Origin of the sequence: Streptomyces caeruleatus, assembly GCF_001514235.1 — a bacterium.
GTDB lineage: Bacteria > Actinomycetota > Actinomycetes > Streptomycetales > Streptomycetaceae > Streptomyces > Streptomyces caeruleatus.
Genome location: NZ_KQ948960.1, coordinates 1,907 through 7,240, shown reverse-complemented (window position 1 = coordinate 7,240; position 5,334 = coordinate 1,907). Strand labels below are relative to the sequence as shown.

Annotated in this window: 2 protein-coding genes and 1 pseudogene; all 3 read left to right on the top strand. The window is 63.0% G+C overall.

From position 1 onward, the window contains the following. Nucleotides 1-1,417, top strand: a 1,417-nt coding sequence (locus AQJ67_RS48090; RefSeq protein ID WP_159058954.1) for a hypothetical protein, incomplete at its 5' end; no start/stop codon positions are given. Nucleotides 1,418-1,493: 76 nt separating this feature from the next. Beyond that, nucleotides 1,494-3,557, top strand: a complete 2,064-nt coding sequence (locus AQJ67_RS44145; protein WP_062725832.1) for an SUKH-4 family immunity protein — start codon at nt 1,494-1,496, stop codon at nt 3,555-3,557. 604 nt (nt 3,558-4,161) lie between these two features. Then, nucleotides 4,162-5,334: pseudogene (locus AQJ67_RS48085) on the top strand (AAA family ATPase); the annotation flags it as partial.

Here is a 5,334-nt window from a genome sequence, read left to right as displayed (position 1 = left end):
ACAGCAGAGTTCAAAGCCGCTGCACAGCGGGAACAACGGGGTCTTCGCGATTCCGCTGGACTCCAACCGGCAGCCGGTGACGCAAAGTACGCCCACGGCAGACAGCAATGGACAACCCCGTCGGGAGGCAGCGACCACGCCCGCCGGATCGGATCGCCGCCCGCCCGAAGACCCCGCGGGCACAAAGCCCGATGACCCCGACGCACCAAAACGATTCGACCCCGAACAAGTTCGAGGCTCCACGCCCTTCGGCGAACGGCAAGGAGCCGATCACCTCCATGAAGGAATGCCTCTCGAAAGCTCGCAGGCCACTCTGCGGACGACACACCACGTCTCCCAGGTCGATCTCGGGCCAGTACTCAAAAATGCCCATCGCTGGGCCGCGGACGGTTCCCTGAATCGCGTAGTGGCCGAAGCCCGGGACAACGGACATGTCACCCAGTCGCGGCTCAACGAAATCCTCGGGGATGATTTTCGACAGCTCAACGATGACCAGAAGATGGCAGTCGTAGCCGGTATCGCACGCATCAGCAGCGGTTTCCATGCGGCGCATGCCGTCGGAAACAATCCGGTAGAAGCGGACCCAGATCGACGCAGAGAAAAGGCAGTGGACCGGGGCATGAACCCGCTCCCGGGCGTCGGCATGCACGAGAATCACAGAGTCCGTCGCGGCGATGACAGTAAGGATTCGGGGCCTCTGGACGTCCGCGCCCGGAAGTACGCAATTTCCCAAGAGGCAGGAAATGATGCGGCGGCACGGAAGAAGGCCCAGGACAAATTCGACGACCTTTGGGGTCAACAGAAGGACGGCGATCTAAGACCTGACATGTCAGGCAAGAACTACGCCGTACTCGAAGTTCACGAACAAGTAGACGGCAAGACCGAGGTGCACTACGTCATAGACACGTCGATTTCGCCCGGCGCATACTACCATCAGGATCACTCGGAACCTCATCTTGGCGAGTGGATGCGGCAGGTGGAATCCCTGGAGCCGGGAAAATACAAAGCAGTCAACCTGTACACAGAATTCGAACCATGCGGCGACAGGACCGGCACAGGCGGAGCGAACTGCTCAGACTATCTGAGTTACGACCGAGAACGCGACGACGACACCCCCCGCGCCAGGAGAAACGAAGACCGCAACAAGCGTCCCGCCGAGCTGAAAGAGAACCCGCCGAAGAGCGATCTTCGCATCTCCTACGGCATCGGCTACCGCGCGGGCGAAATGGGGAACGAAGCGAAAGCTGCGGCGAAGGAGTACGCCAGCGAAACCGAACGCACTGCGGCCATCGAAAAGGGCAAGAAGGCCGACAATGCGGAGCGTAAACGCGTGAAGGGCATCACCGACGAACAGATGGTCCAGTACCGCGGCGAGTGGTTGAGGGTATGGCAGACCGCCGCTGGCGGCACCTCATGATCTTCCGTGATCATGACCTAATGTGGGACTGGCAATCCGAGAAGTACGGTGAGAAGTACGGTGAATCGAGGATCGGATGGAGTTGACCCCTGAGAGGGCCCTGGAGCAGGTCGAGGACTGGCTGGCGACGCCTCATCGCCTGGATCCGACACTCGCGATCCGCGGCGCGGCCGGGTCAGGCAAGACCGAGTTGCTCCGGAAACTCTCCGAACGAATGCCGCACGCTGTCTACTTGGACTGTCAGCGCATGGAGGCAGGTGACATCGCCCGGCATCTCCTGCAGGAGTGGGGTGCCGCACACGAGGGTCACTCACTGGCCGCCGCCGCTCGAGCGATCACGGGGGACGGAGTTGCTCTACTGGCGAATGTGCACTGGGCGGGCAGCCTCGTCACGTCGAACGAAGCCAGTCGGATCACGCAGGACATGGTGAGCCACTTCCGCCGATCCGCGCGGCCGATGATTTGGTTCGTCATTGAGTGCGAGGCGGACGAACCATGGCTCTTTCTGCCGTCCGAGAATGAGCTCTTTCTCCAGGCGCCCGGAGATCAGCAGGTCCAAGCGGCTGAACTGACAGCGTTGCTCACGGTCCAGCCGGCGTTGTGGGCGCTTGCCGCGTCGGAACTCCGCGACACGCCGCTCGCGGTGTGGGCAGAGTTGTGCCGCACATTTGAAATCCCTTCTTCGGATGAGGAATTGGCCAGGCTGGCCGACCACCTTGGGGATCTGGTCGACAGGTCTTCCGACGGAACAGGGGAAGTCACAGTCAGTTTTCGCTGGGAGTCGCTACGCCATCGGATCCGAAAGCTACGGCCGGTTGATCACGGGGCAATCTTCGCCGCATTGTTGCGTTCCCTTGATCAACGCGCTGGCGGACCCTGGAGCTCGGTGGGGCCTGTCGGGGCATACGCGGCACGCACTCTGGGACTCCATGCTGTCCAGGCCGGCCTGCTCGATGAGGTTCTGAGCAACGGCACCGTCTTGGCCAACCTCGATCCGGCCGACCTGTTGCGGGCCCTCGCCGCCAGATGGCCCGACGGCATCCCCCCAGGAGGCATCGCCCAGGACATCCACTACCTGGAACGGCTAGGGCTGGACTCGGCGCCACAAGAGGAGTGGGTTGCCTGGCTGCACCACTGCGCGCTGAGCCGCGGAGAGGAACGCCTCGCGGAGGCGATCGTACGAGAAGCCGGAGCACGGCTACCCTGGCGAACAATCTGGTCCAACTGCCGCCCCTACGGAATGTTCGGTCGCTTCGGGAAATCGGACAACGGGGCACTGGGACACCCGTCGAGCGGGGCGACCAGGGCAAAGGACATAGCAGCTCAGGCTACAGAGAGCCCCAGCTGGCCGTTCCCTGAACTGGTGCCACCTGTCCGCCATATATTCAACAGGAGCCGCGACGACTTCAGCCACTTCCGGTCAAAGCGACTGGAATCTGGGCACTGGCTACTCGTTGGATCATCGGGAACTTTCGTCGTCGACGTGCAAACCGTTCCCGAACAGCAGCCGCATCTGTCCCACATGCCGTCCGCCTTCATGGAGGAGCCCATTACCAGGGCCAGCGTGTGGGAATGCCCCGCACCGGCTTTGACGAAGGGTGCGCCGAGCCGGGAATGGCTGGAGGCGACCTTCGGCCGCGGAACTTGCCGGCGCCTACGGGAAGATGAACTGCCGTCCGGACTCACGCACGAGGAGAGCCGCCAGTTCCTCATGGAGACAGGGCTGCCTGCCCTGTCCCACCAACTGCCCTTCATGAACACGATCGATGCGGCGGGAACAGGTCTTGTACCCCTCCGGTGGGCGGACGATGCGGTACCGACCGAACTCTCAGGCCCCTTCTATCATTTGGGCAACTGGACCGGAGGCAACATCCTCCTTGATGGAGAGACAGGAGCAGTCGTCCAGGACGGCAGCACAGGCTACGACGATGTAGTCCTGGCAAGTAGCCTTCGAAAGTTCTTCATTCTGCTCCGGCTGTGCCATGAGTTCCTGGTCAGTGACTTCGCCACGAACTACGAGCGCGACGATGCCCTGGAAAGCCTGCAGGAATGGGCCACCAAGATCGACCCGGTCACGGAGGACGCCCTCATATGGGAGCATGCCCTCGACACAGAGCTGAATCCCTGGGTCGCAATGTGATCATGCATTACGAGGGCCAGCCGGTATCTCGGAGCAGGCGGACGCAGCGGGGCCCAGGGTGTGCTCCCGGCGGCCACCGGGAACGATGAGTGGCGTTCGTACAGCCCACCCCTCCGTATCAGCTCACCGGGCCCCCATGGCTACTGCGCCCGGGCGATCGGTCGTGATCACACAGGTGGGCTGGGAACAGAGGCATCGCGTACCGGATGCCAAGACCGGCGAGGCACTCGCCGGCACCTGGCCGGACGCCCGGCATGTGGGAACCGGTATGGCCTCCGGACACTGAATGCGATGTCACCCCGCTTGGATCGATCCGACCGAGTACGAATCCTTGAGCCTTCCCTGGCAACCAGCCTCGCGGCATCTTCGCCGTCGAAGCCAGCGGCTCAGCGAAGGCGACCGTGCTGAGCGTGGTACACGGTTGTCGATGCCCGATGACGCTGAGGTTGAAAGGTAGGGGTGACGACATCGCACCACCAGACCTCGTCGTCACCCCTACCTTTCACCCCTCAGCCGCAACTAGCTGAAACCCCTAAACAGGCACATCCTGAACGCGGCCGCTGGAACCGCCATTCGACCGGATTGAGGACGTGCCATCGTGACCATGAGCACCGACGACCTGCAAAGAATCGAAGAGTGGGCGGCCTCGTCACCGAACCGCAAGCGGCCACTCATCGTGCTGGGCCCTGCTCGCTGCGGGAAGTCCGAGCTCATCAGAGCCGCCGCTGAAAGGATTGATGGAGCGGTCCTGCTGGACTGCGCGGGCTTGACCGCTGATGAGGTGGCTCGGCGCATTGTGACCGAAACAGGCGGCGCCCCGAGGCCATCGGGTCGGCGCTGGCCGCGCCATGTGCTGCACACAGAAGTCAGAGGTGATCACATCCTGCTGTTGACCAATGCGCAGTGGGCCGGCTCACTCGTCACCTCAACCGAGCCATCGAGAATCGGACGGATTCTGCTGCGAAGGCTCCTGTGGGTCCCGCGTGCCTCCCTTCGTATAGCCATCGAATGGGACTCGGATCTTCTCGGAGCTCCGCCTTCCTACAGCACGACGATCGCGCTCCGCGAGACAGCTGATTCTGGCGCTACGGCGGGATCACTTGAGGATCACTCCCCGGCGGAACGGGCTCTTCAGGCCTTGAGTCGTTCTGAGTTGCCGATCACTCCGCTGCCCGTGTGGCAACTTCTCGTCCGGGCAGTCGAACCGGCCGGCGACCTTCCGACCGAGGCCGACCTGCGCGGAATCATCAGGGACATGCCGGAGACTCTCCTTTTGCACGACGGGTCAAGGGAATCAGGGGTTGGTTTCCGCCATCCGTCCTTCACTCTGAGCTACCGCCGGAGCCATCCAGCCAGCCAAGAAGAGCAAGGTCGCATCGTAGACTTGCTCACGGAGCAGTTGGGCGCCTCGGGGCCCGGCCGAGCGTGGCACGAGCTGGGAGAGGTAGGCCGTTATGCGGCGAAAGCCCTGCCTGTGCACGCGGCACTGGCAGGGGACTTGGACAGCCTCCTTACACAGGGGACGGCCCTGGCGAACAGTCAGGCTTCGTCGATGTGGGAGGCATTGGGCATCGCCTTTCCCGACGGCGTGCCCATGCTCAGTATCGCTGCCGATGTCCGCGCTCTCGAAGGCCAAGGAGTTCAGCCTGCTGACCAGGGTGAGTGGGTGTCGTGGCTCCACCATGCCGCCGTGGCCAGCGGACGCACAGAAGTCGCCCGGCAACTGCTCCAGAGCGGCGTGACGATGCCGTGGCGGACGGTATGGTCGCAATGGCGT